The sequence below is a fragment of the Nonomuraea sp. NPDC050536 genome (assembly GCF_044457685.1).
Lineage (GTDB): Bacteria > Actinomycetota > Actinomycetes > Streptosporangiales > Streptosporangiaceae > Nonomuraea.
Window position 1 is genome coordinate 521655 of sequence record NZ_JBITHD010000001.1, and the last position, 18354, is coordinate 540008.

Annotated in this window: 14 protein-coding genes; 7 read left to right on the forward strand and 7 right to left on the reverse strand. The window is 70.6% G+C overall.

Features of this window, described 5'->3' with window-relative positions; translation table 11 throughout:
- Positions 1-81: 81 nt before the first annotated feature.
- Complete coding sequence (locus tag ACIBHX_RS02780) at positions 82-2160, forward strand: peptidase M6 (RefSeq protein WP_397063579.1); 2079 nt, start codon at positions 82-84, stop codon at positions 2158-2160.
- 122 nt (positions 2161-2282) lie between these two features.
- On the forward strand, positions 2283-4757 hold the full coding sequence (locus ACIBHX_RS02785; RefSeq protein WP_397063580.1) for a tetratricopeptide repeat protein: 2475 nt from the start codon (positions 2283-2285) through the stop codon (positions 4755-4757).
- Here the strand turns inward: ACIBHX_RS02785 and ACIBHX_RS02790 are convergent.
- Positions 4738-5610, reverse strand: a complete 873-nt coding sequence (locus tag ACIBHX_RS02790) for a hypothetical protein (protein ID WP_397063581.1) — start codon at positions 5608-5610, stop codon at positions 4738-4740. The two genes, ACIBHX_RS02785 and ACIBHX_RS02790, sit on opposite strands and share 20 nt — an antisense overlap.
- A 65-nt stretch (positions 5611-5675) precedes the next feature.
- On the opposite strand from ACIBHX_RS02790, the gene ACIBHX_RS02795 reads away from it, so the two are divergent.
- Positions 5676-6467 carry a tyrosine-protein phosphatase gene (locus ACIBHX_RS02795; protein WP_397063583.1) on the forward strand — a complete coding sequence of 264 codons (792 nt, stop codon included), beginning with the start codon at positions 5676-5678 and terminating at the stop codon, positions 6465-6467.
- On the opposite strand, the gene ACIBHX_RS02800 is transcribed toward ACIBHX_RS02795, so the two are convergent.
- Positions 6464-7504: a Gfo/Idh/MocA family oxidoreductase gene (locus ACIBHX_RS02800; protein ID WP_397063585.1), complete on the reverse strand. Its 1041-nt coding sequence runs from the start codon at positions 7502-7504 to the stop codon at positions 6464-6466. The genes ACIBHX_RS02795 and ACIBHX_RS02800 overlap by 4 nt on opposite strands.
- Positions 7505-7592: 88 nt before the next feature.
- Between ACIBHX_RS02800 and ACIBHX_RS02805 the strand changes: the two genes are divergently transcribed.
- Positions 7593-8354, forward strand: coding sequence for an SDR family oxidoreductase (locus ACIBHX_RS02805; RefSeq protein ID WP_397063586.1), 762 nt, complete (start codon positions 7593-7595; stop codon positions 8352-8354).
- Between the two features lie 54 nt (positions 8355-8408).
- Here the strand turns inward: ACIBHX_RS02805 and ACIBHX_RS02810 are convergent, their stop codons facing one another.
- Positions 8409-9311, reverse strand: coding sequence for a proteasome assembly chaperone family protein (locus ACIBHX_RS02810; protein ID WP_397063588.1), 903 nt, complete (start codon positions 9309-9311; stop codon positions 8409-8411).
- A 95-nt stretch (positions 9312-9406) separates the two neighbouring features.
- Here ACIBHX_RS02810 and ACIBHX_RS02815 point away from each other — a divergent pair, with 95 nt between their 5' ends.
- Both ACIBHX_RS02815 and ACIBHX_RS02820 read left to right on the forward strand, forming a co-directional pair.
- Complete coding sequence (locus ACIBHX_RS02815; RefSeq protein WP_397063590.1) at positions 9407-9778, forward strand: ankyrin repeat domain-containing protein; 372 nt, start codon at positions 9407-9409, stop codon at positions 9776-9778.
- A gap of 70 nt (positions 9779-9848) precedes the next feature.
- Positions 9849-10844, forward strand: a complete 996-nt coding sequence (locus tag ACIBHX_RS02820) for a hypothetical protein (protein ID WP_397063592.1) — start codon at positions 9849-9851, stop codon at positions 10842-10844.
- Here ACIBHX_RS02820 and ACIBHX_RS02825 read toward each other — a convergent pair whose 3' ends face one another.
- The 4 genes from ACIBHX_RS02825 to ACIBHX_RS02840 form a co-directional block, all read right to left on the reverse strand.
- Entirely contained in the window at positions 10845-12959 is a 2115-nt protein-coding gene (locus tag ACIBHX_RS02825) for an ATP-binding protein (RefSeq protein ID WP_397063594.1), read from the reverse strand. It abuts the gene before it with no gap.
- Positions 12960-13212: 253 nt separating this feature from the next.
- A complete protein-coding gene (locus tag ACIBHX_RS02830) occupies positions 13213-14046 on the reverse strand; it encodes an ABC transporter permease (protein WP_397063595.1) in 834 nt (277 codons plus the stop codon).
- A complete protein-coding gene (locus ACIBHX_RS02835) occupies positions 14043-16559 on the reverse strand; it encodes a CocE/NonD family hydrolase (protein ID WP_397063597.1) in 2517 nt (838 codons plus the stop codon). Before ACIBHX_RS02835 ends, ACIBHX_RS02830 begins: the two co-directional genes overlap by 4 nt.
- 81 nt (positions 16560-16640) lie before the next feature.
- Positions 16641-17039 (reverse strand): PaaI family thioesterase, encoded by a 399-nt coding sequence (locus tag ACIBHX_RS02840; RefSeq protein ID WP_397063599.1) that lies wholly within the window; start codon positions 17037-17039, stop codon positions 16641-16643.
- Positions 17040-17064: 25 nt separating this feature from the next.
- Here ACIBHX_RS02840 and ACIBHX_RS02845 point away from each other — a divergent pair, with 25 nt between their 5' ends.
- Positions 17065-18312, forward strand: a complete 1248-nt coding sequence (locus tag ACIBHX_RS02845; protein WP_397063601.1) for a cytochrome P450 — start codon at positions 17065-17067, stop codon at positions 18310-18312.
- Positions 18313-18354 lie beyond the last annotated feature (42 nt).

Below are 18354 nucleotides of genomic sequence, written 5' to 3' on the forward strand. Positions count from 1 at the left end.
ATATATGCCGGAAATAAATCCACGGCTCTTCCCTACAACTGCCCGATGATCTCCGTCAACATCGTCTATACCGTCCGATGGGTGAATGCCCCGAAGAAGCTGCTTTTGGGGTTACTGACGGTGATCGTCGCGATTCCGACGAGCCTGATGACGGCCCCCGCTTCCGCAGCATCCCCCGACGATCCGAAGTACCCCTGGCGCCAGGACCACTGGCCGCAGACCCAGCCGTGGCAGCAGGACGGCCCCGACCAGGCCCAGACCCTGCGCGGCCGCCCCGCGGGCGACATCAAGCCCATCGACCCGCAGAACTGGGAGAACCCCGACCACATGACGTGGGACGACTACAAGCGAGTCCCCGGCACCGCCTGGAACGACCCGAACCTCAAGGGGTCCAAGCGCACCTTCAAGGGCGCGCTGGTCCTGCTCGACTACCCGGACCAGAAGTTCGTGGTCACCCAGCCCAAGGGTTCGACGATCTACAAGAACCCCAGCGCCGAGGCCCACGACATCCCCCGTGACCAGGTGGCCAAGTTCTACCAGGACTTCCTCAACACCCCCAACGCGCTCAACAAGGGCCACACCATCCACGAGTACTGGATGGAGGACTCGGGCGGACGCTACGGCGTGGAGCTGACCGGCTTCGGCCCCTACACCCTGCCGGGCAAGCGGCACGAGTACGCCATGGAGTTCCAGGGCGGCACCGGCTGCCCGGCCGGCGACTCCTGCAACAAGAACCTGCGCACCGACGGCCACGCCGCCTGGGAGGCGGCGGTCGGCCCCGACACGGTCAAGCAGTTCGACTTCGTCTTCTACCTCAGCGCCGGCCAGGACGAGTCCTCCACCTGGCAGGAGTTCGGGATGATGAAGTTCCCCACGAAGGAGGACGTGACCGACGAGTGGGGCCCGCCCGACCCGAACCTGCCGAACTGGGTCAAGACCCGGTACGTCGACTGGACCTCCTGGCAGGCGGGGTCGAACTTCTGGCCCAACGCCAACATCGGCGTCGACTCCGTCCAGGCCGAGAGCTCCGGCATGTCCGTCTACGCCCACGAGTTCAGCCACATCCTGGGCGTGCTGGACAACTACAACAACCCGTACGGCATCCCGCCCCGCCGCGCGTACTCCGGCATCTGGGAGATGCTCAGCCGCGGCACCTTCAACGGTCCCGGCGGCCCGCACTCGCGCTGGCTGATCCCGCCCACCTCGGGCGCGTCGATGGGCGCCCAGCACATGCTGCGCAACAAGATCAAGCTCGGCCTGGTGGACCCGGCGAACGTGCTCAGCCTCTCCCGCGACGGCATCACGCAGTCGGGCCTGATCACGGCCAGGGTCAACTCCCGCGAGACCCTCCCGGGCGCCGGCGACCTCTCGGGCGTCAACATCGTGCTCGAGGGCGGCGACAAGAGCCCGAAGTGCGACATCAAGACCGATCCGCTGTGCGACGGCGGGGGCTACGAGAACTACACGGTCGAGGTGGTGGACCGGGTCGGCACCGACTCCTTCACCCCCGACGCGGGCGTCCTGCTGGCCAAGACCAAGAACCAGGACAGCGCCCCGTTCGAGTGGGTCGTCGACGCCAACCCGCAGGACATCAAGATGACCGACTACGTCCTGCCCGACGGCACCAAGGTGCCGATCACGATCGGCGACTACCGGCAGCTGTCCGACGCCCTCTTCCACGCGGGCACCGGCTCCGGCAGCCAGTACGAGTACGAGGACACGGCCAACCGCCTGCACTTCTACGTCCTCGACGTCAAGCGCGACCGCAAGGGCACGCTGACGTACACGGTCGCGGTCCGCTCCCTGGACGGCTCCGGCACGCAGCGCCGTGGCGTCCGCGTCCTGCCCGGTGCGGGAGTGCCCGCCGGGAACGGCGTCTCCACCTGCCGCTTCCCCGTCTTCAACACCGGTCAGAAGGTGTCGGACCCGCGCGCCAGTGCTGACGTCTACCGCCTCAAGGCCGAGGTCCAGGGCAACGGCTGGACGACCCAGCTGCCCAACGAGCTGTCGTCGATCCAGACGGGCGACCAGTCGCTCGTCACGGTGAACGCGATCCGCGCCGCCGGTGGCGACCGCCTCGCCAAGGTCAAGCTCACCGCCACCTCGGAGAGCGACCCCACGAAGACGGCCACCGCCACCTGCCACGTGGTCGGCCTTTAGATGAACGGATGGGGTACGGCTGGCGCGAGCCGTACCTCATCGAGTTGAATCACCCCCAAAGGGGGTGTTCATTGACAGGCCCGCTGTCACTGCCGGACAAACCGAAGCGCCGGCGTAGGAAAGTGCCGCTGGCCGCGCCTGTCGCCGCGGGTGTCGCCGCCGCCGCCGCGAGCGTGCTGGCCGCGTTCGTGGACTGGGACGTGCCGCCGGCGATCAAGATCGGCCTGACCGCGGGGGCGGCCCTCCTCGTAGGCCTGACCACCTGGGCCACCACCGACAAGAACCCCGGGTTACCCGAGGGCGAGTCGCAGTGGCGGCAGCCCGACCAGTGGCCGCCCGCGCCCGAGCACTTCACCGGCCGCGTAGACGACCTCGCCGAGCTGCGCCAGGTGTTCACCGCCCGCAGGAAGGCCAAGGACCTCGGCCCGTCGCTGGTCGTCTCGGTGTACGGCAGGGGCGGCATCGGCAAGTCGGCGCTGCTTGCCCGCTTCGCCCAGGAGGCCGCGCAGTGGTTTCCCGACGGCCGCCTGTACGCCAACCTGCGTGGCGGCGTCGACGCCGAGGTGCGGCCCGAGGAGGTGCTGGTCGGGTTCCTGCGGGCGCTCGGCGTCCGCCTGACCACCGACCCCGGCGGGCTGGACGAGTTACGCAAGCTCTGGCTGACCTGGACCAAGGGCCGCAGGATCCTCATCGGCGTGGACAACGCCCACACCGCCCAGCAGGTCAAACCGCTCATCCCCGCCGAGCCCGGCTGCGCGGTGCTCGTCTCCTCGCGCCAGCCGCTGTTCCTGGGCGCCACCTACGACAAGCAGCTCGGCCAGTTCAGCGAGGCGCAGGGCGTGGAGCTGCTGGCCAGGCTGGCCGGCGGCGAGCGCGTCGTGGAGGACCTGGCCTCGGCCAAGCAGATCGTGGCGCTGTGCGACAGCCTGCCGCTGGCGATCAGCATCTGCGGCGGCCGCCTGGCCACCCGCGAGCAGTGGACGCTGCGCGAGATGGCCGGCCGCCTGCTCGACGAGCGCCGCCGCCTGGACCAGCTGGAGCTCGGCCCGACCCTGGACAAGAGCGTGCGGGCCTCGGTGCAGCTCAGCTACGACGACTGCACCGGCATGCAGCGCCGCCTGCTGCGCCTGCTGTCCGCGCTCACCTCGCCCGACGTGCCCGGCTGGGTGGCGGGCGAGCTGCTCGACATCTCCGTCCTGGACGGCGGCGACCAGCTCGAGGCGCTCATCGACGCGCAGCTGGCCGAGTCGTCCGGCACCGACCAGACCGGCACCATCCGCTACCGCCTGCACGACCTGGTCCGCGTCTTCGCCGCCGAGCTGGCCCAGGAGGACGAGCCGGGCCGCCGCCGCGCCGCGATCGAGCGGGTCCTGTACGGCTACCGCCGCCGCGCCGAGGACGCCGCCCAGGAACGCTGGCCGCAGGACTGGAGCAAGGGCGGTCACCGCTCGACCGGACCCGGCGAGGTGCACGCAGGCGACTGGCTCAACGCCGAGCGCCTGTCCCTGATCGCCATGGTCTCCCTGGCCAGCCAGCTCCAGCTATGGGACCTGACCTGGGGCCTGGCCAGGGCGTTCTGCTCGCTGTGTCATTCGCTGCGGGCCTACTGGAGCGACTGGGACACCGTCGCCGAGCTGGGCTGCCAGGCCGCCGAGCGCTCCGGCGACCGCCGTGCCCTGGGCATCTCGCTCCTCGACCGCGCCGCCGTACAGGGCGGGCTGGGCAGGCGCGCGGCGGCCCGCGCGGACGCCGAGCGGGCGCTGGAGCTGTTCACCGAGCTGGGCGAGTCGTGGTGGGCGGCCAGGGCGATGCGGACGGTCGGGATGAGCCTGTTCAGCGACGGGCACCTGGACCGGGCGCAGGAGTTCCTCATCGGCGCCATCACCGCGTTCAAGGGCGAGGACGACCTGTGGTGGCTGGCCCGCACGCAGCGCAACCTGGCCGAGATGCGCCTGGCCGAGCGCCGCCCTGAGGAGGCGCGCGAGCTGCTCGAGGACGCGCTCGAGGTGTTCAAGCGCGACGGCAACCGCTACTCCGAGGCGCAGACGCTGCGCGCCTACGGCGAGGTGATCGCCGCGCAGGCGCGCGGGCAGAGCCGCGAGGGCGACCACCGGGAGGCCATGGCCGGCTTCGCCAAGGCGGGACACAACCTCAACCGGGCCGCCGAGATGTTCAAGCAGCGCGGCGAGCTGTGGGAGGAGGCGCGCTGCCTGCGCGCCGCCGGCGAGGTCGGCGACCCCTCCAACGGGCTGCGTGAGCTGGAGATGGTACGGCGGGCCGAGGAGATCCTGGCGGCGCTGGGCGACTCGTGGGGCGTGGCCCGCACCGCGCTGTCCACCGGGCGGGTACTGGCCAGGCTCGGGCGGATCGAGGAGTCGGAGCGGGAGCTGCGGCGGGCCGTACGGGCCTTCGAGGAGCTGGAGGACCGCTGGTGGATGGCGCTGAGCCTGCGCTACCTGGGCGAGGCGCACCTGGACACCGGCGGCTCCGGCGCCGCCGTGGAGCCGCTGGAGCAGGCCAGGGACATCTACCGCAGCCTGGGCAACGAGGCGGGCATGCGGCGCACCCTGGAGCTGCTCAGGAGAGCGGGCTCCTGAGCAGCTCGCCGGCCGTCTGCCTGGCCCGCGCGATGCTCTCCTCGAACAGCTTGCGGGCGCCGGCCGCCTGGTCGGCCAGTTCCTTGATGTGCCTGCGCGCCAGGTCGTCGCGGAGCGTGTCGGCGATCAGCGCCTGGTATTCAGGCGTCCGTGCGATCAGCGCCTCCAGCCGCTGGTGGGCGTGGAAGACCCGGTCGGCCTGCTGCACCTGCTTGGCGTAGCGCTCCAGCTGGCGCACCCGCTTCGACAGCGACGTCCAGGCGGCGTCCAGCGCGGAGGTGTACGGCTTGAACGCCTCCTCCATCCCCGACGGCACGTCGTGCGGGACGAGGTGGGAGTGCTCGGCGTGCATCCGCGACAGGTTCACCAGGCGCTGCGCGATCTGCCAGACCTCCTCCGGCAGCGTCACCTGGTTGTTGATCGTGTCGATGAAGCCCGCCCTGTTCACCCGCGAGGACAGGATCACCTCCACCGCGTCCTGCGCCCGGCGCAGCAGCATCTGGCACGGGTGGTCCAGGTCCTCCGGCAGCACGTAGTGGGCGGCGTGGTCGTAGGCCAGCTTCAGCCGCCGCCTGGCCGACCGGTTGGCCGCGTCGACGGAGGCCCATCTGCCCGCCATGAACAGTGCCACCACGATCGAGATGACCATGGGGCCCGGCCCGCCGGTGGCGAACCACAGCACGACCATGAAGCCGAGCACCGCTAAGGGCAGGGTGGGACTGTACGTACGCTCGATCCTCCTGCCCATCCTGGCCATCCTGAGCAGGTGCGGAGTGGCCCGCAGCTCGGAGATGACGTCGGACGGCAGCGATGGATCGATCACCAGCCCGGGAGGCAGAGCGCGTGGACCCATACGTTCATGCTGCGTTATGAACCTCGGATCCGCTCAGCTTTGGCGGGACATATAGGGTCGAATCAATGAACGAGAAGACGAGATGGATCGCACTCGAAGGCGCCGTCAACGCCCGTGACCTGGGAGGACTCCCCACGACGGACGGCGGCGCGACCCGCTTCGGGCGGATTTTCCGGGCGGACAATCTTCAGGGGCTCACCCCCGGCGACGTGTCGCTGCTGGTCGGTGAGCTCAAGCTCAGGCACGTGGTGGACCTGCGCTCCAACGCCGAGGTGTCACTGGAGGGGCCGGGCCCGCTGACCAGGGTGTCCGAGGTGACCCACCACCACCTGAGCATGTTCGCCGAGGGCGGCACCCACACCGACGTCGAGGCCGACGGCATCGACGCGGAGAAGGTCCTGCCCTGGCAGGAACGTGGCCTCGACGACGACCTGCGGGTGACCGGGTTCTACTTCGGCTACCTGCGTGACCGGCCCGACGCGGTCGTGGCGGCGCTGCGCGCCATGGCGCTCAACGACGGCGCGGCCATCGTGCACTGCGCGGCCGGCAAGGACCGCACCGGCGTGCTGTCGGCGCTCGCGCTCGAGGTGGCGGGCGCCACCAGGGAGGCGATCGTCGAGGACTACGCGGCCACCGGCGAGCGGCTCGAAGGGGTGCTGGCGCGGCTGCGCGGCAGCACCACCTACCGCGACGATCTGGACTCGCGCCCCGCCGACGACCACATGCCGCGGCCGCGCTACATCCTGCAGTTCTTCAACGTGCTCCAGGAGCGGTTCGGCGGGCCGATGGCCTGGCTCGAGTCCCACGGCTGGACCGCCGAGGACACCGCCGCCATGCGGGCCAGGCTGCGCGACTAGGACAGGTGCACCTCGATGCCCTGCGTGGCCGACAGGTGCGCCGCCTCCAGCACCGCCAGGCCCCGGATCACCTCCTCCGGGTCGACCGGGGGCGGCCCGCCGTGCCGCAGGGCGTTCTCGACGCCGGTATAGAAGTCGAGGTAGGAGCCCGGCTCGGTGCGGACCCTCCGGTTGGCCTCGTCGGTGCCCAGCAGGCCCCACCGGTCCTCCGGCTCCTCGCCGAAATCGGGCTCCAGCGGCGACACGCCCGCCCGGAGCCTGCCCTCCTGGACGTCCAGGCCGTACTTGACGTAGGCGGCCTCCGTGCCCAGGACGCGGAAGCGGGGGCCGAGCTGGCCCACCAGGGCGCCGGCCCACAGGTGCGAGCGGACGCCGCCCTCGTGGGTCAGCGCGACGAACGTGTCGTCGTCCGCTGTCACGCCCTGCCTGCGCACGTCGGTCTCGGCGTAGACGCGTACGGCCGGGCCGAACAGCCGTAGCGCCTGGTCGACCAGGTGGCTGCCGAGGTCGTACAGCAGGCCCGCGATCTCCTCCGTCCCGCCCGTCTCCCGCCAGCCGCCCTTCGGCTGCGGCCGCCACCTGTCGAAGCGGGACTCCATGCGGATGACCTGGCCCAGGGCGCCCGCCTCGACCAGCTTGGCGAGGGTCAGGAAGTCGCCGTCCCAGCGGCGGTTCTGGAACACGGTCAGCATCAGGCCACGCTCGCGCGCGGTCCGCACCAGTAGCCGCGCCTCCTCGGCGGTCCTGGCCAGCGGCTTGTCCACGACGACGGGCAGGCCCTGGCTCAGCGCCCAGTTCGCGGTCGCGACGTGCGTCCGGTTCGGCGAGGCCACCACGACCAGGTCGCAGGCGCCCGCCAGCGCCTCCACGTCCCCGACCGGGGTGGCGGCGTACCTGGCCGTCACCTCGGCGGCCCGCTCCGGGTTCCGCGTCACCACGGCGGCCAGGCGCAGGCCCTGGGTGGCGTGGATCAGCGGGGCGTGGAAGTACGCGCCGGCCACGCCGTACCCGACCAGCCCCACCCTGATGTCGTCCATCGGCCCAGCGTAGTCAGCCGGTTGTCAGCGGGCGGTCAGCGGGCCCGGAGAGTCTCTATCCCGTTGACCACGACGAATGGAGAAGGACATGACCAGGACCGCTCTGGTGACGGGTGCCTCGCGGGGGATCGGCCGGGCCATCGCGCAGCGGCTGGCGGCCGACGGCGCGCTGGTGGCCGTGCACTACGGCGAGAACGAGGCGGCCGCGCACGAGACGATCGCGCTGATCGAGAAGCAGGGCGGGCGCGCCTTCCCCGTCCGCGCGCTGCTCGGCGCCCCCGGCGACATCGACACGCTGTTCGCCGCGCTGGAGGCCGGGCTGCGGCAGTGGACCGGGCAGGCGCGGCTGGACGTCCTGGTGAACAACGCGGCGATCAACACACCGTCCTCGATCGACGAGATCACGCCCGAGGTGTTCGACCGGCTGATCGCCGTCAACGCCAAGGCGCCGCTGTTCATCACGCAGCGGGTGCTGCCCCTGCTCAACGACGGCGGCCGCATCGTCAACGTCTCCACCGGCGCCACCCGCATCGCGCTGCCCGAGGTTGGCTACTCGATGAGCAAGGCGCCCGTGGAGGCGCTCTCGCGGAGTCTGGCCAACGTGGTCGGCCCGCGCGGCATCACGGTCAACACCGTCTCGCCCGGTCCCACCCTCACGGACATGAACCCGTGGATGCAGGACAACCCGCAGGTCCAGCAGATGGTCGGCAGCGGCAACGCCATCCCCAGGGTCGGTCAGCCCGCCGACGTCGCCGACGTGGTGGGCTTCCTGGCCTCAGAGGCGGGGCGCTGGGTGACCGGGCAGGTCATCGACGCCTCCGGCGGCTGCTTCCTCGGTCCCCGCATGTGACCGGCCTCCCGCCTCCCCGGGCTCTCCCCGGGGAGTGCGCGGCGGGGCCGTACCTCAGAGATCTTCCTCCCGGTCGGCGAGGAAGGCCTCGAACTGGGCGGCCAGCTCGTCGCCCGTGGGCATGGGGATGGTCTCGGCCATGAGGTTCTCGCGGTCGGCGCCCGTGGCGAACGCGTCGTACTGCTGCTCGAGCCCGGTGATCGCGGTCGACAGCTCGGAGGAGGCCTGGATCTGCTCCTCGATCTCCGCCAGCGTGCGCTCGGCGGCGTCGCGCAGCGTGTCCATCGGGAACACCAGCCCCGTCCCGCGCGTGACGGCCTCCAGCGCCGTGACCGCGGCGGTGGGGTACTCCGCCTGCGACAGGTAGTGCGGCACGTGGACGGCGTAGCCGAGCGCGTCGTGGCCCTGCGCGCCCAGACGGAACTCCAGCAGGGCGGCCGCGCTGCCGGGCACCTGGACGCGGCCGAACGAGCTGGTCTGGGCGTTGATCAGCTCGGGGCGGCTGGCGTGCATCGTGACGCCGAGCGGCCGCGTGTGCGGCACCGCCATCGGGATGCCGTGCACGGTGACCAGCTTGCTCACCCCGAAGTAGTCGACCATGACGCCCACGGCCTGGGTGAACAGCTCCCACTCGCGGTCGGGCTCGGGCCCGGACATGATCAGGAACGGAGTGCCGGTCGCGTCCTGAGTGGCGTGGACCGCGAGTTCCGGACTCTCGACATCGACCCAGCGGTCGGTGTCGAAGGTCATGATCGGCCGCCGGGAGCGATAGTCGAGGAGCCGGTCCACGTCAAAGGTCGCGACAACCCGGTGCTCCAGCTCGGCGAGCAGGTGGCCGAGCGCGAGCCGCCCGGCGCCGCCCGCGTCGACGAAGCCGTCGAAGTGGTAGAGCAGCACCGGCTCGGCGAGCGACGGCGCGTCGTCGGCGAGCGTATAGAGGTCCGTCGGGTCGAACACGATTGGACAGCCTTTCCCTTAGCTACTTTCTCCTGAACCTACGGCGAGCCGGAACGATTCCGTGCAGCGCACTTTATCGAGGCAGAACGGGACGCATGGACGGGGACCCGGAGCTCGAAGAGTTCGCCACGAGGATGTTCGACCTGGCCAGAGCGGGTGACACGGAAACCCTCAAGGCGTACGTGGAGGCGGGAGTTCCGGCGGACCTCACCAACGGCAAAGGTGACACTTTGCTGATGCCGGCGGCCTACCACGGCCACGCCGGGACCGTCCGGATGCTCACGGGCCTCGGCGCCGATCCGGGCTGGGCCAACGACAGGGGCCAGACGCCGCTGGCGGGCGCGGTGTTCAAGATGGAGCGCGATGTGGTCGACGCGCTGCTGGAGGCGGGTGCCGACCCGCGTGAGGGCACACCGTCCGCGATCGACGCGGCGCGCATGTTCGGGACTGAGGACTCGTTTGTATAGCCGGGGAAGGGAGAAAAGAGGCTATTAGCGCTATATAGCTATGTTTCTGTAACGTTGCGATCATGAGGGCATGGCTAGAAAAACCGCGCAAGCCACACCCATCCGCATCCCCTCGCTGCCCTGCCCGTTCCCCAGCGAGATCAACACCCATGCCGCAGAGGTCGACGCCGAGAGCCATGCCTGGCTCGCCGCATCGCACATGCTCTCCGGAAGTGGCGCCATCGAGCATTTCCAGCGCTCGAAGATCGGCTATCTGGCCGCTCGCACCAACCCGCTCGTGCCGCGCGACAGCCTGCGGCTGATCAACGACTGGTACAACTGGCTGTTCGCCTTCGACGACACGTTCTGCGAGAGCGAGTTGATGGGGCATCGGGCCTCCGCCGTCGCCCAGGCCCTGCCGCCGCTGCTGGAGATCATCGACGGCCGCGGTCGCCCCGATCCGTCCAACGCCTTCGAGCTCACCCTCCACGAGATTCTCGGACGCATCTCGGAGGTCGCCAGCTCCGCCCAGGTCGATCGGTGGCGGACCACGGTCAAGGAGTACCTGTTCGCCCAGATCTGGGAGGCTGCCAACCGCGAGGTGGACCGGATCCCCACGCCCGAGGACTACATCGCCATGCGCCGCATCACGGGTGCCACCTACACCTGCTTCGCGCTCATCGACGTCGGTGGGGGATACTGTCTCGAGGCCGAGGAGTGGCACCACCCTGACGTGCGGTTACTGTCCGACCTGGCGTGCGATCTGATCGGGTGGGACAACGACATGCTCTCCTACGCCAAGGAACGCTCCAACGACAAGGCGCGGCACAACCTGGTCACCGTTCTCGCCACGCACCGCTCCTACAGCCTGCAGCAAGCGCTGGAAGAGGTCTCGCGCATGCACGAAGACGCGATCACGGCTTTCTTGGAGCGGCGTGAGGCCGTCGACCAGTGGGCCCCGCTGCCGGTGTGCAGATACGTTCGCGGGCTCGAGCATTGGGTGCGCGGCCACATCGCCTTCTCATTGGGGAGCGCGCGCTACGTGCACGCCTGGCCGCGTGACACCCGATGGCCGGAGGCCGTTTGATCATTCGATGGTGTCCAGCTCACCGAGTGCGCTCGCGGAAGCCTCGTCGAGGTCGAGGCGGGTGCCCTCCCCGAAGTACTCGTCGTAGGCCTGCTCACCCAGCGACTTCTTGCACTCCTTGACCACCTGATCGTGGTCGGTCGTCAAGAACGGCGCGCCGAGCATGGGCAGGCCCGCGCTCTTCCAGTTCTGGTGCAGCGCGCCGAGCAGCCGGGCCGCCAGCGACATCTGGTCCTGGGCAGTGAGGATCCGGGCGGTCGTCTCGAGTACCAGCAGGGTGCCGAGGGTGTCGTGGAAGTGCCGCTTGATCCGCAGGGCCTCCTGAGCGCTGCGGAGCGCGTCGGCCGCTCTGGTCGTGGCCAGGCAGACGATGGACAGTGCCCAGTTCGCGTAGGAGGCGACCCACAGCTCGCCGCGCTCCTTGCACACTTGGAGACAGTCGGCGAGCAGAGACTCGGCCTCGTACATCTCACCCTGGGAGTTCAGCACAAGCGAAAGCTCCACGATGGCGGGGAGCAGGCCGGGGTTGAGCTCCTTGTTGTCGGTGTTGAACTCGATCGCCACGCCGAGCAGCGCGCTGGCCTTCTGCAGATCGCCCTGCAGGAGAGCGGCCGTGCCCTGCATCTTCGAGGCCAGGATCACCGCCTTGGAGTCGCCGACCCTGACGGCCTCGGTGCTGCACTGCTCGGAGGCGGCCAGCGCGCCCCCGCTGTCGCCCTGGGCGCTGCGCACGTACGACAGCACCCACAGCGCCTTGCACCGCTCCTTGCTCACGCCCGGGTTGGCCTGCAGCGCCCGCTCCAGGTACAGGCGGCCCTCGCGGGTGAAGCCGCAGCAGATCCACATGAACCACAGCGACGACAGCAGCTTCAGCGCGAGCATGGTCTTGCCCGGCGTGCGCAGCGCGTGTTCCAGCGCGACGCGCACGTTGTCGTGCTCCTGGCGCATGCGCACGAACCAGTAGATCTGCCGCGGGCCCGACCAGGCGTCCTCGCCTCGCTGGGCCAGGCTCAGGTAGTAGTCCAGGTGGCGGTGGCGCATCGGCTCGGTCTCGCCGAGCTTGTCCAGCCACTCCTCGCCGTACTCGGCCAGCGTGTCGATCAGCTTGTAGCGCACGCCGGCGTGGTTGCTCCTGATCAGCAGGATCGACTTCTCCACCAGCCCGGTGACCAGGTCGGTGATGTCCTCCTGCGGCAGCCGCTCGTCGGCGCAGACGAAGCGCGCCGCGTCCAGCTCGAAGTCGCCGGCGAACACCGACAGCCGAGCCCACAGCAGCCGCTCGGCCGGCTCGCACAGCTCGTGGCTCCAGCCGATGGCCGCGCGCAGCGTCTGGTGCCTGGGCAGCGCCGTACGGCTGGCGCCGGCCAGCAGGCTGAACCGGTCGGTCAGCAGCCCGAGGATCTGCTCCACCGACAGCGCCCGTAGCCGGACCGCGGCCAGCTCGATCGCCAGCGGGATGCCGTCCAGACGGCGGCACAGCTCGGCCACCGCGCTGATGTTCTCCTCGTCCAGCACGAAGTCCGGCATCACGGCGCCGGCCCGCGCCGCGAACAGCTGCACCGACTCGTTGGTGAACAGGCCCTCGGCCGGGTCGTCGCCCGGCACCTGCAGCGGCGGCACCGGCACGACGTGCTCGTAGGGCAGGTGCAGCGACTGGCGGCTGGTGGCCAGCACCTTCAGGTTGGGGTTGCTCTCGAGCAACTCCTCGACCAGCTCGGCGCAGCCCTGCACGAGATGCTCGCAGGTGTCGATGATGAGCAGCATCTGCCGCTCACCCACCCACTCCGACAGCGACTCCGACTCCGCGCGCGAGGACTGGTCGGCGATGCCGAGCGCGGAGGCGATGGTGTGCCTGACCATGCCCGCGTCCTGCAGCCGGGCCAGGTCGGCGAACCACACGCCGTCCTCGTACTGCGAGCGGACCTGGTGGGCCAGGCGAAGGACGGTGCGCGACTTGCCCACACCCCCGATGCCGGTGACCGTCACGAGACGTGACTCGTTCAGACGGCGCTTCAGGTTGGCGAGCAGCCGGGTCCGGCCGATGAAGCTGGTGAGCTCGGCCGGTAGATTGCCTTCTCGCCGCCAGCCTGTCGGGGTGGCCATGGGCAGCCTCACGGGGGATAGGCGACACCTGCCTTCGCATGGTACCCCGCGCCAAACCGCCTGTCCTTGCTGGCATGTGGGCGGCGGAGTCAGGTTTGTTCTCCTCGGTAGCATGTCTTCGTGAGCGAATATCTCCCTGAGCAGACCAGCGAGGACACCGACCTGGGCTGGGGCGACTGGCGCGAGGACGACTCCGACGCCTTCTACCTCGACAATCGCCCGCCCCACTGGGACTGACCAGTCGTAGGGAAGAACGATCTTCCGGTTACGAGACGACGTCCTTGCGGCGGAAGCGGCGGAACGCGATCGCGATCAGGACGGCCGCGTAGGTGATCGACACTGAGGCGCCCTTGGCCATGCCGCTCCAGTCGAGCTCCGGCGCCAGCGCGTCCAGCCAGGCCGTGTTCCAGAACGTCGGCAGGAACTCCCGCAGCGACCCCAGCGCCTCGACCGCCTGCAGGATGTTGCTGACGATCCACAGCCCCACCGCGCCGCCCACCGCGCCGAGCGGCGAGTCGGTCAGCGTGGAGATCAGGAACGCCAGCCCCGCCACGACCAGCTGGCTGACCAGCGCGTAGCCGATCACGATGGCGAACCTGGGCAGCACGTCCAGCGCCGGGATCAGCTCGCCGGTGCCCGGCACCTGGATGTCGTGCCAGCCGAAGGCGACCGTGCCCGCCAGCAGCGCCATCAGCGGCACGCTGATCACGGCCGCCGCCGCGTACCCGAGCGCCACGATCAGCTTCTGCCGCAGCAGCCGGTCGCGCGGCACCGGCGCCGCCAGCAGGTAGCGCAGCGACGACCAGTTCGCCTCGCTGGCCACCGTGTCGCCGCAGAACAGCGCCACGGCCACGACCAGCAGGAAGGTGGCCGACACCGACAGTGTGAACGCCGCGAAGTTCAGCCCGCCCGCGGTCGCCAGGTCCGACAGCCGCAGGGCCCGCTGCTGCCCGCTGGACTGCGGCCCGAACTGGAAGGCCACCACCAGGATCCACGGCAGCAGGAGCAGCAGCCCGAACATCACCAGCGTCCTGCGCCGCTTGAACTGCCTGACGATCTCCACCCGCAGCGGCAAGGTACGGCTCGCCACGTACGTCATGACTGCTCTCCGATCAGGTCGAGGAAGACGTCCTCGAGGCGTGGCCCGTGGCCGTTCGACGAGGCGAGCAGCCTGGAGACCGGGCCCTCGGAGACCAGCCGGCCTCTGTGCATGACGACCACGTGGCTGCAGGTCTGCTCGACCTCGGCCAGCAGGTGGCTGGAGACGATCACGGTGCGGCCGTCGCGGGCGTACCGCTTGAGCACCTCGCGCATCTCCCTGATCTGGGGCGGGTCGAGCCCGTTGGTGGGCTCGTCGAGCACGAGCAGGTCGGGCAGGCCGAGCATGGCCTGCGCGATCGCCAGGCGCTGCCGCATGCCCTGCGAGTAGGTGCGTACGGCACGCTCCAGCGCCTTGCCGAGTCCCGCGATCTCCAGTGCCTCGTCCAGGTACGCCTCGTCGAGCGGCCGGCCGGTCGCGGCCCAGTACAGCTCCAGGTTCTCCCTGCCGGACAGGTGCGGCAGGAACCCGGGTCCCTCCACGAACGACCCGAGCCTGGACAACACCGGCGCCCCGGGCGTGACCTTCTGGCCGAAGATCCGGATCTCGCCCGCGTCGGGGTGGATGAGGCCCATCATCATCCGCATCGTGGTCGTCTTGCCCGCGCCGTTCGGCCCCAGCAGGCCGAGGACCTGGCCCTGCTCGACCCGGAACGACACGTCGTCCACGGCCTTCTCACCGTTGCGGTAGGCCTTGGTCAGCCCGGCGATCTCCAGCGGCACCAGCGTGCTCCCTGGCACGGGATCGGCCTTCCTGGTCCGGCCGGTGACCAGGATCCCGGCCGCGACCGCGATCGCCACCAGCGGCATCGCCCACACCCACCAGGCCAGTCCGGCCGCGGGCGCCTCCATGGCCGCCACGGTCGGTACGGCGAGCGCCGGCGAGGCCAGCCCCACACGGTACGAGGCGGGCTCCGCCGGGGTGGCGTACCCCATGTCGGTCGTGGCCACCGTGAGCCGCAGCCGGTGCCCGAGCGGGAAGGTGTGGTCCACCACCGGCAGCCGCACCGTCACGTCGGCGAACTGCGCGCCCTGCGGGATCTTCACCCTGAACGGCGCCACCAGGCCGGCGGGCAGCGTGGGCGGTTGTAGCGCGTCGGCCACGTCGTAGAGCTTGGCGAACAGGGTCGCCTCGCCCGTGCCGTACACCCTCAGCTTGACGCCGGGGCCGCCGGTGAGCTGCAGCGGAGCCTTCAGCGGCGCGGACTCGAACGAGGCGTTCTGCCCGGGCATGTCCAGCGCCACGCTCGGGCCGGCCGCGGTCGCGCCGGCGACCAGGCCGCCGACGCCGGGCACGGTGGAGATCGCGGCGGGGGCGCCGCCGGGCGGGTTCACCACGTTCTGCTCGGGGCCGGTCAAGGTGACGGCGGTGGTGGCGGTGCCCTCGATGCCGGGGTACGCGCCGGTCTCCGGGTGCAGCAGGATGCGCTGGCGGGTGCCAGGATCGCGCCCGCCGTCCCTGGTGACCGTGAACTTCGCGGCCGTCGCCTGCGGGGCGTTCTTCAGGTAGCGGGCGAACCAGGCGGTGGTCTGGTCGTAGAGCCAGTCGGGCTCGCCGGTGCCGCCGTCGTGGCCCCCGTCGAACCAGGCGACGCTCACCGGGGTGCCAGGGGCCAGAGCCCTGGCGTTGGCGTCGGCCTGCGCGATCGGGAACAGCGAGTCGCGCTGGCCCTGGATGAGCAGGGTGGGCGCCTTGATCCTGCCCGCCTGCGAGCTGGGGCTGGACTTGCGCAGCAGCGCCACCGCCTCGGGCGTGGCCCGGCCGGTCTTGGCCACCTGCTGGTACATGTCGCAGATCTCCGGCAGGAAGCGGCCGCACCTGGCCTGCTCGGGGGTGAGCGGGACGGTGGCGCGCGGCGCCAGCAGGTCCTGCGCGGACGCCTGGCCGAGGCCGCCGCCGCGGCCGAAGAAGAAGCCCGCCCACATGCGCTTGAACACCCCGTTGGCCGGCCCCTGCCCCGAGGCGTCGGGGAACAGCGCGTCGGCCAGGTCGTACCAGGTGATCTGCGGAACGATCGCGTCCACGCGGGGGTCGGCGGCCGCCGTCATCAGCGCGATGGCGCCGCCGTAGGAGCCGCCCGCGATGCCCACCCGCGGGTCGCCGGCCTTGTCCAGGCTCACCTCGGGGCGCCGGGCCAGCCAGTCGATGAGCTGCTTGACGTCCTTGACCTCGTAGTCCGGGGAGTTCAGCGCGATCTGCCCCGTCGACCTGCCGAAGCCGCGCGCCGACCAGGTCAGCACCGCGTACCCGTCCGCGGCCAGCCGCTCGGCCGGCTCGCGCACGCTCTGCTTGCTGCCGCCGAAGCCATGGGCCAGCAGTACGGCGGGCGCCTTCCCGCCGCCCTTCGGCGGGAAGAACGTGGCATCCAGCTCGACCCGCTGGTCGTCGCGGGGCCCGTCGACGACCGTGATCCTCTGGTCCTGCCCGCGGACGTCGCCGCCCGACGGCCACACCAGCCACGCCCCCATCCCCACCAGGGCCAGCACCGCGACCAGCGCGGCCACACGTCTCATGCCCCGACCCTACTTATCCCACCTGAGAGCACCCTGAGACCACGGGATGTACGGCGGGCAAGCGGGACCGCGGTGCCCTCTCTAGGAAAGAAGCGCGTAGACGGTGGTGGCGTGGGCGGCGGGGTCGGGGGCGCCGTCGGGGGTGAGCGCGATGTCGCAGAAGGCCAGCGTGCGCCCGAGCTTGGTGATGCGGGCGTGGACGAGCAGGTCCGTGTCGATGACCGGCCGCTGGAAGGTCGTCGACTGCTGCACCGTCGTCATGGGGACGTAGCCTCCGCGCGCCGCCGAGATGGCGATGACCGTGGCCGTGTCGGCAGCGGCCATCATGGCCTGCCCCGACAGCCCGCCGCCCTCCCTGGCCAGCGACGCGGACCAGGGCAGCCGGAGCACTGCCTCCCGGGAGCCGACCGATTCCACCCGGAGGCCGAGGTCCAGCACCCAGGGGGAGAAGTTGTCGCGGAGGATCTCTTCAGGAGTCACCGGCTCATCATGCACGCTGGAGCCCATGGAGAACACGCAGGCGTTGTTCCTGCCGTCCACGTATGCGAAGGCCGTGCCGTACGAGCTGTTCGCGACCCTGCGCCGGGACAGCCCCGTGTGCCGGGTGCCCGAGCCGGCCGTCGGCCCGTGGCGGGCGGGGACGGGCTTCTGGGCCGTGTTCCGCCACCGGGACGTCAAGCACGTGCTGCGCGCCACCGAGGACTTCTCCTCCCACCTGGGCGCCACCCAGATCCGCGACCCGGAGACCGCCGAGGACCTGGAGTTCGTCCGGGCGATGATGCTCAACACGGACCCGCCCGGGCATTCCAGGCTGCGCAGGATCGTGGCGGCCGCGTTCACCCCGCGCGCCGTCAGGGCGCTGGAGGAGACGATCGTGGCCAGGGCCCGCGGGCTGTTCCGCGAGGGGGAGTGCGACTTCGTCGAGGTGGTCGCCGAACTGCCCGTCTGGACGCTGGCCCACGTGATGGGCGTGCCCGACGAGGACAGGCGGCTGCTGTACGACTGGGCCTCGCGCGTGATCGGCTACCAGGACGCCGACTACGCGGGGCTGTCGACGGCCGACGCCGGCCGCCTGAGCCCGGCCGGCCGCCTGGCCGTCGCGACGAGACCGGAGCTGGGCCCGGGAATCAACCCCCGGTCGAAGGCCGCGCTGACCGACATGTTCGCCTACGCCCACGCCCTCGAGCCGCGGAAGGGTTCGATCATGGAGGCGATGGGCGAGCTGACCGGGCCCGAGTTCGAGAACATGTTCTTCCTGTTCGCCGTGGCCGGCAACGAGACGCTGCGCAACGGGCTTCCCGGCGGCCTGCTGACGCTGCTCGAGCATCCGGACCAGCACGCCCGGCTGCGCGCCGAGCCGGAGCTGCTGGACTCCGCGGTGGAGGAGATGCTGCGCTTCTGGCCGCCCGTCATGGACTTCAGGCGTACGGCGACGCGTGACCTCACCCTGGGCGGCCAGAAGATCGAGCGTGGCGACAAGGTGGTCGTCTACCACGCCTCCGCCAACCGGGATCCCGAGGTCTTCGCCGACCCCGACCGGTTCGACATCGCGCGCACCCCGAACGACCACGTCAGCTTCGGGTTCGGCCCGCACTTCTGCCTGGGCGCCCACCTGGCCAGGGTCCAGATGCGGGCCGTCTTCACCGAGCTGCTGGAATGGGACGTCGAGCCGGCCGGCCCGCCCGTCCGGCTCACGTCCAACTTCCAGAACGGCCTCAAACACCTGCCCATCAGGCTGACCAGACGGGGATAAAGCATTAAATGTCGGACTATCTGGCTATTAATCGGCAGAACT